Source organism: Mycobacterium sp. NGS11, from assembly GCF_059813315.1.
In genome coordinates, this window is record NZ_JCALEJ010000011.1 from 41,785 (window position 1) to 57,369 (window position 15,585).

At 69.5% G+C, this 15,585-nt stretch carries 13 protein-coding genes and 1 pseudogene; 8 read left to right on the forward strand and 6 right to left on the reverse strand.

Going from position 1 to position 15,585, the window contains the following annotated elements; all coding sequences use genetic code 11:
- Positions 1 to 3: 3 nt before the first annotated feature.
- A complete protein-coding gene (locus tag AC5Y4T_RS14640) occupies positions 4 to 702 on the reverse strand; it encodes an alpha/beta hydrolase (protein ID WP_499919420.1) in 699 nt (232 codons plus the stop codon).
- A gap of 138 nt (positions 703 to 840) precedes the next feature.
- Here AC5Y4T_RS14640 and AC5Y4T_RS14645 point away from each other — a divergent pair, with 138 nt between their 5' ends.
- Both AC5Y4T_RS14645 and AC5Y4T_RS14650 read left to right on the forward strand, forming a co-directional pair.
- Positions 841 to 1,209, forward strand: a complete 369-nt coding sequence (locus AC5Y4T_RS14645; RefSeq protein WP_112710439.1) for an OB-fold nucleic acid binding domain-containing protein — start codon at positions 841 to 843, stop codon at positions 1,207 to 1,209.
- 53 nt (positions 1,210 to 1,262) lie between these two features.
- Positions 1,263 to 1,919, forward strand: coding sequence for a DUF3159 domain-containing protein (locus AC5Y4T_RS14650; RefSeq protein WP_499919822.1), 657 nt, complete (start codon positions 1,263 to 1,265; stop codon positions 1,917 to 1,919).
- Here the strand turns inward: AC5Y4T_RS14650 and AC5Y4T_RS14655 are convergent, their stop codons facing one another.
- Together AC5Y4T_RS14655 and AC5Y4T_RS14660 are read right to left on the reverse strand one after the other, a co-directional pair.
- Positions 1,920 to 2,597, reverse strand: coding sequence for a potassium channel family protein (locus tag AC5Y4T_RS14655; RefSeq protein ID WP_499919421.1), 678 nt, complete (start codon positions 2,595 to 2,597; stop codon positions 1,920 to 1,922).
- A 34-nt stretch (positions 2,598 to 2,631) separates the two neighbouring features.
- Entirely contained in the window at positions 2,632 to 3,297 is a 666-nt protein-coding gene (locus AC5Y4T_RS14660; protein WP_156656060.1) for a potassium channel family protein, read from the reverse strand.
- Between the two features lie 126 nt (positions 3,298 to 3,423).
- Between AC5Y4T_RS14660 and AC5Y4T_RS14665 the strand changes: the two genes are divergently transcribed.
- The 4 genes from AC5Y4T_RS14665 (at position 3,424) to dxs (ending at position 10,223) form a co-directional block, all read left to right on the forward strand.
- On the forward strand, positions 3,424 to 5,418 hold the full coding sequence (locus tag AC5Y4T_RS14665) for an APC family permease (RefSeq protein WP_499919423.1): 1,995 nt from the start codon (positions 3,424 to 3,426) through the stop codon (positions 5,416 to 5,418).
- A gap of 41 nt (positions 5,419 to 5,459) precedes the next feature.
- Entirely contained in the window at positions 5,460 to 6,635 is a 1,176-nt protein-coding gene (locus tag AC5Y4T_RS14670) for a class I SAM-dependent RNA methyltransferase (RefSeq protein ID WP_499954119.1), read from the forward strand.
- Positions 6,636 to 6,773: 138 nt separating this feature from the next.
- On the forward strand, positions 6,774 to 8,246 hold the full coding sequence (locus AC5Y4T_RS14675; RefSeq protein WP_499919424.1) for a cation:proton antiporter domain-containing protein: 1,473 nt from the start codon (positions 6,774 to 6,776) through the stop codon (positions 8,244 to 8,246).
- A gap of 51 nt (positions 8,247 to 8,297) precedes the next feature.
- Entirely contained in the window at positions 8,298 to 10,223 is a 1,926-nt protein-coding gene (dxs, locus tag AC5Y4T_RS14680) for a 1-deoxy-D-xylulose-5-phosphate synthase (protein WP_499949060.1), read from the forward strand.
- On the opposite strand, the gene AC5Y4T_RS14685 is transcribed toward dxs, so the two are convergent.
- The 3 genes and pseudogenes from AC5Y4T_RS14685 to AC5Y4T_RS14695 all read right to left on the reverse strand — a co-directional run bounded on the left by AC5Y4T_RS14685 (position 10,220) and on the right by AC5Y4T_RS14695 (position 13,075).
- A complete protein-coding gene (locus AC5Y4T_RS14685) occupies positions 10,220 to 11,509 on the reverse strand; it encodes an HRDC domain-containing protein (RefSeq protein WP_499949058.1) in 1,290 nt (429 codons plus the stop codon). The two genes, dxs and AC5Y4T_RS14685, sit on opposite strands and share 4 nt — an antisense overlap.
- A gap of 1 nt (position 11,510) precedes the next feature.
- A pseudogene (locus tag AC5Y4T_RS14690) lies at positions 11,511 to 12,177 on the reverse strand (DUF3000 domain-containing protein).
- A gap of 88 nt (positions 12,178 to 12,265) precedes the next feature.
- Positions 12,266 to 13,075 carry an enoyl-CoA hydratase/isomerase family protein gene (locus tag AC5Y4T_RS14695; RefSeq protein ID WP_499949056.1) on the reverse strand — a complete coding sequence of 270 codons (810 nt, stop codon included), beginning with the start codon at positions 13,073 to 13,075 and terminating at the stop codon, positions 12,266 to 12,268.
- Between the two features lie 87 nt (positions 13,076 to 13,162).
- On the opposite strand from AC5Y4T_RS14695, the gene hemE reads away from it, so the two are divergent.
- Together hemE and AC5Y4T_RS14705 are read left to right on the forward strand one after the other, a co-directional pair.
- On the forward strand, positions 13,163 to 14,212 hold the full coding sequence (gene hemE, locus AC5Y4T_RS14700; protein WP_499949055.1) for a uroporphyrinogen decarboxylase: 1,050 nt from the start codon (positions 13,163 to 13,165) through the stop codon (positions 14,210 to 14,212).
- Positions 14,209 to 15,585 (forward strand): protoporphyrinogen oxidase, encoded by a 1,377-nt coding sequence (locus AC5Y4T_RS14705; RefSeq protein WP_499949053.1) that lies wholly within the window; start codon positions 14,209 to 14,211, stop codon positions 15,583 to 15,585. Before hemE ends, AC5Y4T_RS14705 begins: the two co-directional genes overlap by 4 nt.

The window sequence follows — 15,585 nt, forward strand, 5'->3', positions numbered from 1 at the left end:
GGGCTAGAGCTCGGCCAGCGCGGCCAGACACGCCGCGCCCAGGGCGGCGGGATCGACCCCGATCTGATCCAGCGTCACCGTCCGCAGCGCGGCGCGCGGGGCCGCCGCGACCCAGTCGAGTCCGGCCTGCAGCGGGTGGATCGGATCGTCGACCGCGGCGGCCACACCCAGCGGCACGGCCAGCGCGGCCAGCTCGTCACAGCTCGGCGCGACGTACGCCGCCGCCTCTTCCATGGCGTCGGGCAAATGCGGCCACTGCGCGCCCCACGACCGGGTCAGCTCGTCGGCCAGCCACGGGGGGCTGGACGCCCGCATCTGGGTCGTGGTCGCCGCCAGCCCGTCGGCGCGCAACCGCGACGCCGAATACCGCGCCGCAAGGGCCGCCGGCGCGGACCCGGGCGCGCCGGCCCAGGCCGGCAGCGCGGCCAGCACCGCGACCGACCGATCGGCATGCGCCAGCGCCCAGGCGGCCGCCACCGCGGCGCCGATGGAGACCCCACCCACAGCGATCGGCCCTGTGCGAGCGGCGTCGTCCAGCGCCATCAGGTAGCCCTCGATCAACCGGTCCGGCCGCGGCGCCGGGGTTACCAACAGCGCGCCGACCTGGGACAAGGGGCGGAAAAAAGCCCGGTGAACGTAGTCGTCGTCGGAGCCGGTGCCGGGCAACAACACCGTCGTGACACCGCGCAGATCGACCACCACCTTTAGATAGTGCCCCGCCGTTCAACCGCCCTCCAACACGACGTTTGAGTCAGTTGGCGCTGGGGAACCAAGAGGTCTACGGTGTCCGTTGGCATAAATGGAAGCGTCGAGGCTTATCAGCATTTGTCAGGAGTGGCCATGGGGGCCCAAGGGTATCTGCGCCGGCTCACCCGTCGGTTGACGGAGGATCCGGAACAACTCGACTCGGAGGAACTCTCCGACGAGGTCGCAAGCACCGGCGCGCAACGCGCGATCGACTGTCAGCGTGGCCAGGAGGTCACGATGGTGGGCACCCTGCGTAGCGTCGAGTGCAACGGCAGGGCCTGCTCCGGCGGGGTACGCGCCGAACTGTTCGACGGCAGCGACACCGTCACGCTGGTATGGCTGGGACAGCGTCGCATACCGGGCATCGACTCGGGCCGCACGCTGCGAGTGCGTGGTCGCCTCGGCAAGCTGGAGAACGGAACGAAGGCGATCTACAACCCGCACTACGAAATTCAGCGGTGACCGACCCCGAAGATCTGGGGACGACCCCGCCGGAGCCGGCCGCGTCGGAAAGCATGACCAGTAACCGCATCGACCCGGAACGCCTGCTGGCTCAGGCAGGCGGGATCAGCGGCGTCATCTATTCGTCGCTGCCGGTGGTGGTGTTCGTCATCGTCTCGAGCGTTTCCGGTTTGGTTCCCGCGATCGTGGCCGCGCTGGGGGTGGCCGCATTGATTCTGATGTGGCGGCTCATTCGCCGCGAATCCGCACAGCCGGCCTTGTCCGGTTTCTTCGGCGTCGCGCTGTGCGCGCTGATCGCCTACGTGCTGGGGGAGTCCAAGGGCTACTTCCTGCTGGGCATCTGGATGTCGTTGGTGTGGGCGGTGGTCGTCGCGGCGTCGGTGCTGATCCGCCGGCCCGCGGTCGGCTACGCGTGGAGTTGGGCCACCGGGCGGGGCGACGGCTGGCGCGACGTGCCCCGGGCCGTCTATGCGTTCGACATCGCCTCGGTGGGCTGGGTGCTGGTGTTCGCCGCCCGGTTCGTCGTTCAGGGTCTGCTCTACGACGCCGATCGGACCGGCTGGCTGGCGGTGGCGCGGATCGCGATGGGCTGGCCGCTGACCGTGCTGGCCGCGTTGGCCACCTATGCCGCGATCAAGTCGGCGCAGCGGGCGATCGCCGCTGCCGGTGTTCCCGCGGTCGACATCGAACCCGGCGCCGTCACCGACTGACTACTCGCCGGCCGGGCTGTGGCTGCCCAGTAGCAGCTTCTGCAGGTCTTCTTCGGCCTCGGCGACGGCCACGAACAGCAGCTCGTCACCGCCCTCCAGCGGCTCGTCCTCCTCGGGAACGATCACCCGGGGGCCGCGCAGGATGGTCACCAGCGAGGTGTCCCGCGGCAGCTGCAGTTTGCGCACGGGCTTGCCGCCCCACGGCGTGTCGTCGGGCAGCGTGATCTCGACGAGGTTGGCCTGGCCCCTGCGGAATTCCATCAGCCGCACCAGATCACCGACGGCGACGGCCTCTTCGATCAGCGAGGCCAGCATGCGCGGCGTCGACACGGCCACGTCGACCCCCCAGGCGTCGGTGAACAACCATTCGTTGCGGGGATCGTTGACCCGGGCCACCACCCGCGGTACCGCGAACTCGGTTTTAGCCAACAGGCTCAGCACCACGTTGGCCTTGTCGTCGCCGGTCGCGGCGACCACCACGTCGAACTCGTGCAGGCGCACCGACTCGAGCAGGCTCAGTTCGCAGGCGTCACCCAGGCGCCAGTGCGCGGCCGGGATGGCGTCGACGTCGACGTGATCGGGATTACGTTCGATCAGCGTCACATCGTGGCCGTTGCCGATGAGTTCGCGGGTGACCGAGCGGCCGACCGCGCCGGCGCCGGCGACAGCTACCTTCATGTGCGCCGCTCCTCAAGCCGCTCGTTGGAATCCATCACAAGTCTTCGCTGGGTGGTAGCGCGGCGATGGCGACCGCCTCGGCGGCGCGACCGGAGATCGCGGCGACGTACACCTGGTCGCCGGATTGGATAACCGATTTGGGCTCCGGCAACACCCCGGCCCCGAAGCGGATCAGGAACGCGACCCGGGCGCCGGTGGCCTGCTCGAGATCGGTGACGCGATGCCCGATCCAGTCCTCGTGCAGGACGACCTCGGACACGGCGACCGTGCCGGTGGGGTCGCGCCACTTGGCCGTCTCGGACTCACGCAGCAACGCGTTGAGCAGGCGGTCGGTGGTCCAGGGCACGGTCGCGATGGTGGGAATTCCCAGCCGCTCGTAGACCTCGGCGCGCTTGGCGTCGTAGATGCGCGCGACGACCCGCTTGACGCCGAACGTCTCGCGGGCCAGCCGCGCCGAGATGATGTTGGAGTTGTCGCCGGACGACACCGCGGCGAACGCGTCCGCTTCCTCGATACGTGCCCTCAGCAGGACATCGCGGTCGAATCCCTGTCCCAGCACCCGCTCGCCGGCGTATTCGGGGCTGAGCCGGTTGAAGGCGGTGCTGTCACGGTCGATGACGGCGACGTCGTGACCGATCCGCGAGAGCCCGTCGGCGACCGAGGAGCCGACCCGCCCGCAGCCCATCACCACTACTCGCAACTTGAAGTCCTCTCGACCGCGTCCTGCGCCCCTCATCGGCAACCCACGTCGGCCAGCCGTTTCGGTCGGCAAACATTCTCCTACGAACGCTACCGCCAAACCCGCCGGGGCTTACCCTTGGCTCTCGTGTCCAAATTTTCAACCGCCACCCGTCGGTTGCTTATCGGTCGGCCGTTTCGCAGCGACCGGCTGAGTCACACGCTGCTGCCCAAGCGGATCGCCTTGCCGGTGTTCGCCTCCGACGCGCTGTCCTCGGTCGCGTATGCGCCCGAGGAGGTCTTCCTGATGCTGTCGGTGGCCGGAGTGACGGCGTACGCGCTGACGCCGTGGATCGGGCTCGCGGTGGCCGCGGTGATGCTGGTGGTGGTGGCCAGCTACCGGCAGAACGTCCATGCCTACCCGTCCGGCGGCGGCGACTACGAGGTGGTCACCACCAACCTCGGCGACACCGCCGGCCTCGTGGTCGCCAGCGCGCTGATGGTGGATTACGTTCTGACCGTTGCGGTCTCGACGGCGTCCGCGATGGCGAACATCGGGTCGGCCATCCCGATCGTGGCTCAGCACAAGGTGTTCTTCTGCGTGGTCTCCATCCTGTTGGTGATGGCGCTGAACCTGCGTGGCGTGCGCGAGTCCGGGCTCGCGTTCGCCATCCCGACGTACGCGTTCATCGTCGGAGTCCTCGTCATGATCGGCTGGGGCCTGTTCCGGATCTTCGTGCTGGGCAATCCGCTACGCGCCGAGTCGGCCGGTTTCGAAATGCATGCCGAGCACGGCCAGGTCGTCGGCTTCGCGTTGGCGTTCCTGGTGGCGCGGTCGTTCTCGTCGGGCTGCGCGGCGCTGACCGGTGTCGAGGCGATCAGCAACGGGGTGCCGGCGTTTCAGAAACCCAAGTCGCGCAACGCCGCGACGACGCTGCTGATGCTTGGGGGCATCGCGGTGACCCTGCTGATGGGCATCATCGTGCTGGCCGAGAAGATCGGGGTCAAGCTCGTCGAGGATCCCGCGAGACAGCTCACCGGCGCGCCTGCGGACTATTATCAGAAGACCCTGGTCACTCAGCTGGCGCAAGCGGTGTTCGGTAGCTTCCACATCGGCTTCCTGCTGATCGCGACGGTGACCGCCCTCATCCTGGTGTTGGCGGCCAACACGGCGTTCAACGGCTTTCCCGTGCTTGGCTCGATCCTGGCGCAGCACAGCTACCTGCCACGCCAATTGCACACCCGCGGAGACCGATTGGCGTTCTCCAACGGAATCCTGTTCCTGTCCGGTGCGGCGCTGCTGGCGATCATCGCGTTCCGCGGTGAGGTCACCGCGTTGATCCAGCTGTACATCGTCGGCGTGTTCATTTCGTTCACGCTGAGCCAGATCGGCATGGTACGGCACTGGACCCGGCTGCTGCGCACCGAAACCGATCCGCGGGCGCGGCGCAAGATGATGCGCTCGCGGGTGGTCAACACGGTCGGCTTGCTGTCCACCGGCACGGTGCTGCTGGTGGTTCTGGTGACCAAGTTCGCGGCCGGGGCGTGGATCGCCCTGTTCGCGATGAGCTTGCTGTTCGGGATCATGAAAATGATTCACCGGCACTACAACACGGTGAACCGCGAATTGGCGGAGCAGGCCGCCGCCCAGGAGGACGTGGTGCTGCCCAGTCGTAACCACGCCGTGGTGCTGGTGTCAAAGCTGCATCTGCCGACGTTGCGGGCGCTGGCCTACGCGAGGGCCACCCGGCCCGATGTGCTGGAGGCAGTGACGGTCAGCGTCGACGACGCGGAAACCCGCGATCTTGTCTACAAGTGGGAGGAAAGCGATATCAGCGTCCCGCTCAAGGTCATCGCCTCGCCGTATCGCGAAGTCACCCGTCCCGTCCTGGAGTACGTCAAGCGGGCCAGGGAAGAGTCGCCGCGCACGGTGGTGACGGTATTCATTCCCGAGTACGTGGTGGGCCATTGGTGGGAGCAGGTTCTGCACAACCAGAGCGCCCTTCGACTCAAGGGCCGCCTGCTGTTCATGCCGGGCGTCATGGTGACTTCGGTTCCGTGGCAGTTGAGTTCGTCCGAGCGGCGGAAAACCTTGCAGCCGCACGTGGCGCCGGGTGACGCTCGTCGGGGAATCTTCGATTGACCCGCGAATCGACTCGCGCGCCGCGCGCGGGGCCGCCCCCGATCGGGGAGCTGACCCTGACCACCGATGCCCCGGCCAACGGCGGCAGTTGCGTCGCGCACCATGAGGGCCGGGTGGTGTTCGTCCGCTATGCCTTGCCCGGTGAGCGGGTTCGCGTCCGGGTCACCGCGGATCGCGGATCTTATTGGCACGCAGAGGTTGTCGAGGTCGTCGACCCGGCGGCCGGCCGCGTCACCTCGCTGTGCCCCATCGCCGGCGTTGGCGGCGCCGGCTGTTGCGACCTGGCGTTCGCCGCTCCCGAGGTGGCCCGCCGACTCAAGGGCGAAGTCGTGGCCAATCAGCTCGAGCGCCTCGGCGGGCATGTGTGGAATGGGGAGGCCGAGCCGCTGGATTCCGCGCCGACCGGGTGGCGCACCCGCGTCCGGCTCGGCGTGGGCCCCGACCGTCGCGCGGGTTTCCACCGGTACCACAGCGAGGAATTGGTGACCGACTTGCGTTGCGCCCAGCTGCCCGCGGGCATGCTCGACGGGATCGCCGACACCAGGTGGCCGCCGGGAGCCCAGCTGCACGTTGCCGTCGACGACGACGGCGTGCGCCACGTGGTGCGCACCATCAGGCAGGGCAGGCAGACCGCGACCAAAGTGGTCGAGGGTCGCTACGAGGCGGTGCAACGCGTGGCCGGGCGAAGCTGGCAGGTGCCGGTGACCGCCTTTTGGCAGGCGCACCGCGCCGCGGCGGACGTCTACAGCCGGCTGGTCGCCGACTGGGCGCAGCTGAGCAGCGGGATGCGCGCGTGGGATCTGTACGGCGGCGCAGGCGTTTTCGCCGCGGTGCTCGGCGACGCCGTCGGGCACTCCGGACGCGTGCTCAGCGTCGACACCTCGCGCGCGTCGACACGGGCCGCCCGCGTCACCCTGGCCGGTCTGACCCAGGTGCACATCGTCACCGACTCGGTGCGCCGCGCGCTGCTGGCGCAGCGGGGGCGCGCCCACGTGGCGGTGCTGGATCCGCCACGGGCGGGCGCCGGGCGCGAGGTCATCGATCTGCTGGCCGCCGCGGACGTCCCTCGGGTGGTGCACATCGGTTGTGAGGAAGCATCTTTCGCGCGCGACATCGGAATCTACCGCGGCCACGGCTACTCCGTCGAGAAGATCAGAGTGTTCGACGCGTTCCCGCTGACCCATCACACCGAATGCGTCGCGCTGCTGACGCGCTAGGGATGTTCGACGGCCGCTCGGGCCGTCACCGCAATACGGCGCGGGCGGATCTGATCACCGGCTAGACTGCGTCGCGGTGTGCCGGGAAGTCTGGTCGGCGGTGTCTTAAACATTGTCGACCGACCGAAAGGTGCGCGTGTGAACGAGACCGTTCGTTACGCGCTGTTGGTTTTGTTCTCCAGCGCAGTCGGTTTGGCCGCGGTGCTGGCGAATCGACTGACCGAGCGGGTCAAGATCCCCGTCGCGCTGCTCGTGCTCGTCGGAGCTGCCGTCGCGGTGCACGCTGTGCCCGCGGTGCAGCCCCCCTCCGAGCGAATCGTGGAACGGGTGATCACCATCGCGTTGGTGTTGGTGTTGTTCGACGGCGGCATGCACATCGGGCCTTCGCGCTTCCGCGCAGCGGCCGTCCCCATCCTGTCGGTCGGCGTCGTGGGCACCGCCCTCACCGCGGCGGGCGCGGCACTGGTGCTGCACTACGTATGTGGAATCGGCTGGTTTCCCGCGGTTCTCGTGGCCACAGCCGTGGCTCCGACCGATCCGGCCGTGGTCTTCTCTGTGCTGGGCAAACGCGAGATCAGGGGCCGCAGCGGCACCATCCTGGAGGGCGAGTCGGGCGCCAACGATCCGGTCGGCATCTCCCTGATGTCCAGCCTGATCGCCGCCGGCGGTCTCAGCGCTGCCGGATTCGCCGGCGTGGGAACGCAATTCGTTCTGCAAATGGCGGTCGGCCTGGCCGTCGGGGTGCTCGGCGGTCGTGTCCTACTCGTCTTCATGCGCCGCGTCGCGTTGCCGAGTGAAGGTCTCTACTCGCTGCGAACGCTGGCATCGTGTCTGATGTTGTACGGCATTGCCACGCTCGCGCACGGCTCCGGATTTCTGGCCGTGTTCGTCGCCGGCATCGTGATCGGCGACGCCCGCGCCCCCTACAAGCCGGAGATCCAGCGATTCCACGCCGCCCTGGCCGGTCTGGCGGAAATCGTCGCGTTCGCCGTCCTGGGGTTGACCGTCGACCTCGATGTCCTCGGCCATCCCGAGGTATGGGTGCCGGGGCTCGTCCTCGCTGTGGCCCTGACCGTGCTGATTCGGCCGTTGGCGGTGGGCGCCTGCCTGGTTGGAGTCCGATTGCGCCGAAACGAGCGCAGCTTCGTTCTTTTCGCCGGGCTCAAGGGGGCGGTGCCCATCCTGCTGGGCGAGTTCCTGCGGGCCGCTCACCTCGCCGACGCCGAACGCCTGTACGGCATCGTGATCATCGTCGTCGTCTTCTCGGTGCTGGTGCAGGGCAGCTCCGTGCCTGGCGTCGCCAGACTGTTGCACCTGCCCATGCGCACCGTGGAGACCCGGCCCTGGCAGATAGGTGTGCGACTCGCCGACGAACCGCGGGGTGTCCATCGCTTCAGCGTCGCGACCGGTTCTGTCGCCGAGCGTTCCACCGTCGAGGGTCTCGGTGACCAGGTCGGTGACATCTGGGTGAGCATCGTGGTGCGCACCACCGGCCTCGTGCCGGTGCGGGGCGACACCGAACTCGAGGCCGGGGACGAGGTCGTCATCCTGGCCGATCCCGAACTTCATGACGCCCTGGCCGAACTGTTCGGACCCGCGCAGAAGTGGTGAGCGCCCGCCACGTCGCCTGTTGTTGTCGCGGGCGCTGCGTAGACTGACTGGATGCTGGAACAGATCCGCGGGCCCGCTGATCTGCAGCACCTTTCCCAACACGAACTTCGCGAACTGGCCGCCGAGATTCGCGAGTTCCTGATTCACAAGGTTGCTGCGACAGGGGGGCATCTGGGCCCCAATCTGGGCGTGGTCGAGCTGACGCTCGCCCTGCACCGGGTGTTCGATTCGCCCCACGATCCGATCATCTTCGACACCGGCCACCAGGCCTATGTCCACAAGATGCTGACGGGCCGCTCGCTCGAGTTCGAGAGCCTGCGCAAGAAGGGCGGGCTGTCGGGATATCCGTCGCGCGCCGAAAGCGAGCACGACTGGGTCGAGTCCAGCCACGCCAGCGCGTCGTTGTCCTACGCCGACGGCCTGGCCAAGGCGTTCGAACTCAGCGGGCACCGCAATCGCCATGTGGTCGCGGTGGTCGGCGACGGCGCGCTCACCGGCGGCATGTGCTGGGAGGCGCTGAACAACATCGCCGCCTCCGGTCGCCCGGTCATCATCGTGGTCAACGACAACGGCCGCAGCTATGCCCCGACGATCGGCGGGGTCGCCGACCATCTCGCCTCGCTGCGGCTGCAGCCGGCCTACGAGCAGGCCATGGAGAAGGGCCGCGACGCCCTGCGCGCGCTGCCGCTGGTCGGCAAGATCGCCTACCGCGTCATGCACAGCGTCAAGGCCGGCATCAAGGACTCGTTGTCACCGCAGCTGATGTTCACCGATCTCGGTCTGAAGTACGTGGGGCCGGTCGACGGGCACGACGAACGCGCGGTGGAGGCCGCGCTGCGACACGCCCGCGGCTTCGGCCGCCCGGTGATCGTGCACGTGGTGACCCGCAAGGGGATGGGTTTCGCCCCGGCCGAGGACGACGAAGCCGAACAGATGCATTCCTGCGGCGTCATCGACCCGGTCACCGGGCGGGCGACCAAGGTCGCCGGGCCCGGCTGGACGGCGGCGTTCTCCGACGCCCTCATCGGCTACGCCAGGAGGCGCCGCGACATCGTGGCCATCACTGCCGCCATGCCCGGCCCGACCGGGCTGACCCCGTTCGGGCAGCAGTTCCCGGACCGCTTGTTCGACGTCGGCATCGCCGAACAACACGCGATGACGTCGGCCGCCGGCCTGGCCATGGGGGGCATGCACCCGGTGGTGGCCATCTATTCGACGTTCCTCAACCGGGCCTTCGACCAGATCATGATGGACGTGGCGCTGCACAAGCTGCCGGTCACCATGGTGCTCGACCGGGCCGGCATCACCGGTGCGGACGGCGCCAGCCACAACGGCATGTGGGACATGTCGATGCTGGGCATCGTGCCCGGTATGCGGGTGGCCGCACCCCGGGACGCCACCCGGCTGCGCGAGGAACTCGGTGAGGCACTCGACGTCGACGACGGCCCCACCGCGCTGCGCTTCCCCAAAGGCGATGTGGGCGAGGACATCCCGGCGGTCGAGCGCCGCGGATCGGGCATTTCGGGTGTCGACGTGCTCGCGGTCCCGGCCGGCGGGTGCAACCACGACGTGCTGCTGATCGGTGTCGGCGCCTTCGCGCCGATGGCGCTGGCGGTGGCCGGGCGACTGCAGGACCAGGGGATCGGCGTCACGGTCATCGACCCGCGTTGGGTGCTGCCGGTCTCGGACAGCGTGCTGGAGCTGGCGGCCCAACACAAGCTCGTCGTCACCTGCGAGGACAACGGGGTCAACGGCGGGGTGGGTTCGGCGGTGTCGGCCGCCCTGCGCCGCGCCGAGATCGACGTTCCGTGCCGCGACGTCGGACTGCCGCAGCGGTTCTACGAGCACGCCTCCCGCGGGGAGTTGCTCTCGGAGCTGGCGCTGACCGATCAGGACGTGGCCCGTCGCATCACCGGCTGGGTAGCGGCGCTGGGCAGCGGCGTCACCGAGGCCGAGATCCGCGAGCACCTCGACTAGTTGTCGGTGCCTTCCGACGCCTGCAGTGCCCGGGCCAGCACCGGGTCCACCAATTCCCGTTGCCAGGGCCGGGCCTGGCCGGCGCGCAGGAACGTCTCGACGGCGTCGAACGGGTCGGGCGCGGGCGTCCAGTCCCAGCACAGCCGTCGCACCAGGTCCGGCGACACCAGATTCTCGGTGGGGACGTGGACCCGCTCGGAGACCTCCGACAGCGCCGAGCGGGCGGCCTCCAACCGGGCGGCGGCCTCCGGCTTGCGCCTGCTCCACCGCGCCGGCGGCGGCGGCCCATTGGGCGGTTCGCTTTCGGCCGGGGGGTTCTTGGTTCGCCGGGCCTCGTCCAGCGCCGCCAGCCACGTCGCGGCGCTGCGCCGCTGGTTGCGCCCACCGAACACGGGCAAGGCGACGAGCTCCTCGATGGTCGTCGGGTTGGCCAGGGCGGCATCGATGATGGCCGAGTCGGGCAGGATGCGGCGCGGCGCGATGTCGCGGCGCTGCGCGATCCGGTCGCGGGTCAACCACAATTCTCGGACGGCGGCCAGGCCACGCTGATCGCGCACCCGATGGATGCCCGACGTTCGCCGCCACCGATCCGGTCGCACCGTAGCACCCGGATCCTTCAGACCCGCGTCGCGCAGGTAGTCGAATTCCTGTGCGGCCCAATCGGTTTTGCCCTGCTCGGCCAGGACGCCGGCCATCGCCGCGCGCAGCTCGATCAGCAGTTCCACGTCCAGGGCGGCGTAGTTGAGCCATTCGGCGGGCAGGGGACGCTTGGACCAGTCGGCCGCGCCGTGGCCCTTGGCCAGCCCGACGCCCAGCAGCCGCTCGACCATGGTCGCCAGGTTCACCCGTTCGAACCCGGCCAGCCGGCCGGCCAGTTCGGTGTCGTACAGCGCCGGCGGCCGCATGCCCACCTCCGCCAGACACGGCAGGTCCTGATCGGCGGAGTGCAGGATCCACTCGTCGGTGCCCAGCACCTCGGCCACCGGCCGCAAGGCCTGCAGTGGGTCGGCGCCGTGGCTCACCGGATCGATCAGCACCGTTCCGGAACCGGCCCGCCGGATCTGGATCAGGTAGGCGCGGTTGGAGTAGCGAAAGCCCGAGGCCCGCTCGGCGTCCACCGCGAAGGGGCCGTGCCCGCGATCCAGTCGCTGCGCGGCGGCCTCGATCTCGCGGACGCTCACCGAGACGGGCGGGACGCCTTCGGCCGGATGTGGCAGCGGGGCGGGGTCGGCGCCCACGTCGCCGGGCGCGCTGCTGCCCGGCCCGTCGGCCGACGGTTCGGCCATGCTAGGCGCGTGACCGCGAGCTCAGGTCGGTGACTCCCGCGGGTGGCAGGCCCGCCGCGTGTTCCAATACCTCGCAGAACGCCTCGACATGCCCTCCGACCGCGGGCGACGTCGCGGTCCAGGACGCGCGCAGCTCGAGCTGGTGGGCGCGCGGCGGCCCGGAGATGTCTCCGTAGCGCACCGATGTGGTGGCGGTGACGGTGCCGCCCAGGGCGACGACTTGTTCCATGCGTGACTCCAGTGCCTCGACTAGCCAGCTCCACGCTACTTCGGGCAGCAGCGGGTCGACCGCCTCACTGGGGTCAAGGTCGGCCTGGATGTAGGCGACCATGCGAATGGTGCCGTCCCACGCATCGGCCCCTTCGGGGTCGTACAGCAGGATCAGCCGTCCGAAGGCATCGCCGTCGGACCGCTCCGGAATGATGTCGCGATCGGGATGTTTGACCTCGGCGCCCAGGGCGTAGCTGTGGGGCGCCAAGCGTTGCGGCGGCCGGATGGGACCCAACTCGATCTCCGGCCGCACGACCACGGCGTTCATCGCCGCTACCGCTTCGCGGAATGGGGCCGGTTCGGATGAGGTCACTTGGCGCCGCTCCTGTTCATCCCGACCGTTCTGCGTCGTCACGGCACGGGTCACAGGGATCGACGGTAGACCTACTGGCCGACACGCCGCGACAGGCGCGCCGGGTTTCAAACCCGCCGCGACCAAGCCGTTACCAGGTCTCCACCAAAGCTATATGTGCAGCTCAGGCGCGGTCAGCGGGTGAAACGCGCCTGGCGTTTCTCGCGGTGGGCGGCCAGGCCTTCCTGCACGTCCGGACCGCTGAAACTGAGGAATTCCAGGCCCACCGAGGTCTCGAAGGTGGGGCCCATCATGCGGTACCAGTGGTTGAGGCTGCGCTTGGTCCACCGGATCGCGTTCTGCGCGCCCTGCGCCAGGTTTTCGGCGATGCGGGTGGCGGTGGTCAGCACGTCGTCATCGTCGACGCAGACCGACACCAGCCCGATCCGCTCGGCTTCCTCGCCCAGCAGCGTCTCGCAGGTCAGCAGGTAGTACTTGGCCTTGGCCATGCCGACCAGCAGCGGCCAGCAGATCGCCGCGTGGTCGCCGGCCGCCACGCCGAGCTTGGTGTGCCCGTCGATCAGCTTCGCGGTCCGGCCCGCCACCGAGATGTCGGCGAGCAGGGCCACCACCAGACCCGCGCCCACCGCCGGTCCGCGGATCGCCGACACGACGGGGGTGTCGCAGTTGATCAGGTTGTGCACCAGGTCGCGGGCTTCGCGCATGATGCGGAGCCGGCCCTCGTAGTCGTTGATGGTCTCGTCGATCAGGTCGAAACTGCCGCCGGAGGAGAAGGCCTTGCCTTCACCGCGCACCAGGACGGCGCGCACGGCGGGATCGCGGTCGATCACCGGCCAGATGTCGGCGAGGTCGCGGTGCATCTGCGGCCCCACCGAATTCAGCCCTGGGGAGTCGAGAACCAGCGTCAGCACGCCGTTCTCGCCGAGCTCGCAGCGCAGGCTGGGGAACTCGGCGTAACTCGCTGGGGGCTGACTCACTGGCATCCGATGCTCCTGACGTTCAAACGGTTGCGGTCGTTGATAGTACGCAGCGGCGTCCGGTGTCCTTCGGCCATGGCAGCATTGAGGCTGATGAGTACTCGCCGCGACCTTCCCGAGTCGCCGTATCTCGCGGCCGTGACCGGCCGCAAACCCAACCGGGTGCCGGTGTGGTTCATGCGCCAGGCCGGCCGTTCGCTGCCCGAATACCGGGCGCTGCGGGCCCAGACCGACATGCTGTCGGCCTGCTTCGACGCCGAGTTGGTCTGCGAGATCACCCTGCAGCCGGTGCGCCGCCACGACGTCGATGCGGCGATCTTGTTCTCCGACATCGTGGTGCCGCTGCTCGGTGCGGGCATCGACCTGGACATCGTCGCCGGGGTCGGGCCGGTCATCGAGTCGCCGGTGCGCACCGCCGCCGCCGTGACTGCAATCAAACCCCTTGAGCGGCAACGTGTTCAGCCGATTTCCGACGCGGTGTCGCTGCTGGTGTCCGCGCTTGGCGACGTGCCGCTGATCGGCTTCGCGGGTGCGCCGTTCACCTTGGCGTCCTATCTGATCGAGGGCGGCCCCAGTCGCCACCACGCACGCACCAAGGCGATGATGCTTTCCGAGCCCGACACCTGGCATGCGCTGATGGAGAAGCTGACCGCCATCACCGTGGGCTTCCTGCGAGTGCAGCTGGAGGCCGGGGTGGACGCCATCCAGGTCTTCGACTCGTGGGCCGGGGCGCTGTCCCTGGCGAATTACCGCACCTACGTTCAGCCGCACAGCGCCCGGGTTTTCGCCGCGCTCGCCGACTACGGCGTGCCGATGACCCACTTCGGGGTCGGCACCGCCGAACTGCTGGGCGCCATGTCGTCGGTCGGTGCGAACGTGGTGGGCGTGGATTGGCGAACGTCGCTGGCCGACGCGGCCGCCCGCGTGCAACCTGGTACGGCGTTGCAGGGCAACCTCGATCCGGTGGTGGTGTTGGCGGGCTGGCCGGTGGTGGAACGTGCCGCACGCGCCGTCGTGGACGACGGCCGCCGCGCGATCGACGCGGGAGCTGCCGGTCATGTTTTCAACCTCGGCCACGGCGTGTTGCCCGAAACGGATCCCGGCGTGCTGACCGATCTGGTGTCGCTGGTCCACTCCCTATGAGTCCCCTCTCGTATTGTGTTGTGGGGGGCGGAGTTTCGGGCCTGACAGCGGCCTATCGGCTCCGCATGGCCGCCGGCGACGGCGCGACGATCACGCTGGTCGATCCGGGAGACAGGCTCGGCGGGGTCCTGCGCACCGAGCTGGTCGGCGGGGTGCCGATGGATCTGGGCGCCGAGGCTTTTGTGCTGCGTCGCCCCGAGCTGCCGGCCCTGCTGGCCGAGCTGAATCTGTCCGAGCGCCAGCGGGTTTCGACCGGCGCGCGCCCGCTGGTCTACAGCGGGCAAGGGTTGCGCCCGCTGCCGGCGGGCACCGTGGTCGGGATCCCGTCGTCGGCGGCGTCGGTGGCGGGACTGGTCGACGCGGCCACGGTGGCCCGCATCGAGGCCGAACCCGCCCGTCCGATGGTGTGGGAACCGGGCAGCGACCCCGCGGTCGCCGACCTGGTGGGTGAGCGATTCGGCGACCAGGTGGTGTCCCGTTCGGTGGATCCCCTGCTGAGCGGGGTGTATGCGGGCTCGGCGGCCACCATCGGCCTGCGTGCGGCCGCCCCGACGGTGGCGGCCGCACTGGACCGCGGCGCCACCAGCCTGACCGACGCCGTCCGGCAGGCGCTGCCGCCGGCCTCCGGCGCGCCCGTGTTCGGGTCGCTGGAGGGCGGCTACCGGCTGCTGATCGACGAGCTGGCCGCGCGCGCTCGGCCGCGCTGGGTGCGTGCCGCGGTGTCGCGGCTCGAGCGCGCCGGCGCCGGCTGGTCGGTGGTCGACGACACCGGCGCTCGCTGGGCCGCCGATGCGGTGATCCTGGCCGCGCCGGCGGGGGAGTGTGCCCGCCTGCTGGCCGGGATCGCCCCGCGCAGCGCCGCCGCGGCCAGGCGCATCACCAGCGCCTCGTCGGTGGTGATGGCGCTGGCCGTGCCGGGCGATACCGCGTTCCCGGAGTGTTCGGGCGTGCTGGTGGCCACCGGTGAGCGGTTGCGGGCCAAGGCCATCACGCTGTCGTCGCGCAAGTGGGGCGTCCGAGGCGATGCGCAGCTGCTGCGGCTGTCGTTCGGCCGGTTCGGCGACCGCGTAGCGGCCGACACGTCCGACGACGAGCTGCTGACGTGGGCATTGGGCGACCTGACCACGGTGTTCGGGCTGACCATCGACCCCGTCGACGTCCGCATCCAGCGCTGGATCGACGCGATGCCGCAATATGGGCCCGGCCACGGCGACCTGGTCGCCGAGGTGCGCGCCGGCCTGCCGCCGACGCTCGAGGTGGCCGGCAGTTACCTCGACGGCATCGGCGTCCCGGCCTGCGTCGGCGCGGCCGGGCGAGCGGTCGATCGTGTGATCAGGGCCATCGGAGACTTGGACGCGCAGGTGGCACGATAG